This window comes from Shewanella sp. 11B5, from assembly GCF_002836795.1.
GTDB lineage: Bacteria > Pseudomonadota > Gammaproteobacteria > Enterobacterales > Shewanellaceae > Shewanella > Shewanella frigidimarina.
Map to the genome: position 1 here is coordinate 1 of NZ_PJAP01001119.1, position 2,221 is coordinate 2,221.

The following is a 2,221-nucleotide window of genomic DNA, read 5'->3' on the forward strand; positions in this document are numbered from 1 at the left end:
TTCTCAGCAGCAATATCTGCAACAGACAGTGGTGCTAAAGTCATTCTTATTGAAAAAGAGCCTGTTATTGGCGGTAATGCTAAGTTAGCTGCGGGTGGCATGAACGCTGCTTGGACTGATCAACAAAAAGCCAAAAAAATTACTGACAGCCCAGAGTTAATGTTCGAAGACACCATGAAAGGTGGCCAAAACATAAATGACCCTGCATTAGTTAAAGTATTAAGCTCACACTCTAAAGACTCTGTTGATTGGATGACCGCTATGGGTGCCGATTTAACTGATGTTGGCATGATGGGTGGCGCATCTGTTAATCGTGCGCATCGTCCAACCGGTGGTGCTGGTGTAGGTGCTCATGTTGTTCAAGTACTTTATGATAATGCAGTGAAACGCAATATCGACTTACGCATGAACACTCGCGGCATTGAAGTGCTTAAAGATGATAAAGGCACTGTTAAAGGTATTCTGGTTAAGGGTATGTACAAAGGTTACTACTGGGTGAAAGCCGATGCGGTAATCTTAGCAACGGGTGGTTTTGCTAAAAATAACGAGCGTGTCGCAAAGCTTGATCCTTCACTAAAAGGCTTTATCTCTACTAACCAACCTGGTGCAGTAGGTGATGGACTGGATGTAGCTGAAAATGCGGGTGGCGCATTGAAAGACATGCAGTATATCCAAGCTCACCCAACACTATCTGTTAAAGGTGGCGTAATGGTCACTGAAGCGGTACGTGGTAATGGTGCGATTTTGGTTAACCGTGAAGGTAAGCGTTTCGTTAACGAAATTACTACTCGTGATAAAGCATCTGCCGCTATCTTAGCGCAAACCGGTAAATCAGCTTATTTGATTTTTGATGATTCTGTGCGTAAGTCACTGTCAAAAATTGATAAGTACATTGGTTTAGGTGTTGCACCAACGGCAGATAGCCTAGTTAAATTAGGTAAAATGGAAGGTATTGACGGCAAAGCACTTACTGAAACTGTCGCGCGTTACAACAGCTTAGTGAGTAGCGGTAAAGACACTGATTTTGAGCGTCCAAACCTACCGCGCGCACTTAACGAAGGTAACTACTATGCAATTGAAGTTACGCCTGGTGTTCACCACACTATGGGTGGCGTGATGATCGACACTAAAGCTGAAGTCATGAATGCTAAGAAGCAGGTTATCCCTGGCTTGTATGGTGCTGGTGAGGTTACTGGCGGTGTTCATGGTGCTAACCGCTTAGGTGGTAATGCTATTTCGGACATCATCACCTTCGGTCGCTTAGCGGGTGAAGAAGCTGCAAAATATTCTAAAAAGAACTAATCGATTTAGAATTCACTGACTCGCTAGTATCAGTAAGCCACAGTTCATTGCTGTGGCTTTTTTTATGCGTCAATATCTCCATACCTATCGAATTAACCTCAACTAGAGGTAGAGATGAGAATAGAATGATAAAGATATTAAGCTTAGCCATTAACCGCTCTCAAACTTGTCATTTGTTTTACTAACAAAACGTATAAACCCGTCAATAGCTGGCCTATTGCAAGTCTTCTCATGTAAAAAATAACGCAGTTAGCAAGGAAAAAGGCAGTTTGCGAGGCGTTTGTTATCCCGTGTTCTGATTATTTAATGCATAATCAATGGCACAGATAATCTTGCATTAACTCACTAGTTAATTTACAACGCTCACTCACTGGCTAATTTACAACGCTATCAAAGGATAATAATGAAACAGTCTATAGTTCACATCGCGCTAGTGGTGAATGATTACGATGAAGCCATCGATTTTTATGTCAATAAATTGAAGTTTGATTTAATTGAAGACACCTATCAAGCAGAACAAGACAAACGCTGGGTTGTGGTGTCGCCTCCGGGGTCAAACGGAGTGTCGTTGCTGCTAGCAAGGGCATCAAAACCAGAGCAGCATGATTTTATTGGTAACCAAGCCGGCGGACGGGTATTTCTTTTTTTGAATACCGACGATTTTTGGCGCGACTACAACCGCATGCAACTCGATGGCATTGAGTTTGTGCGTCCGCCTCAAGAGCAAGACTACGGCACAGTGGCGGTTTTTGAAGATCTATACGGCAATCTTTGGGACTTACTGCAGTTAAACGATAAGCAGCCAATACCAAGTAAAGAATCAATATAGCGCTGTTTGTTGTATATTTTTTGATAGCTTTTTAAGCGAGTAAAATAGAGAGACAGCTTTATACTTTCGCATCATATCCATTAAACGCGA

At 42.3% G+C, this 2,221-nt stretch carries 2 protein-coding genes; both read left to right on the forward strand.

What is annotated here, in order from left to right; genetic code table 11:
• Positions 1-1,302 (forward strand): flavocytochrome c (locus CXF78_RS20975; protein WP_102037849.1); only part of this gene is annotated, 1,302 nt, incomplete at its 5' end.
• Positions 1,303-1,705: 403 nt separating this feature from the next.
• On the forward strand, positions 1,706-2,131 hold the full coding sequence (locus CXF78_RS20980) for a VOC family protein (protein WP_102037850.1): 426 nt from the start codon (positions 1,706-1,708) through the stop codon (positions 2,129-2,131).
• The last annotated feature ends 90 nt before the right edge of the window (positions 2,132-2,221 follow it).

Coding starts and splice junctions, on each gene's coding strand:
- CXF78_RS20980 (WP_102037850.1), top strand. CDS start 1,706: ATGAAACAGTCTATAGTTCACATCGCGCTAGTGGTGAATGATTACGAT.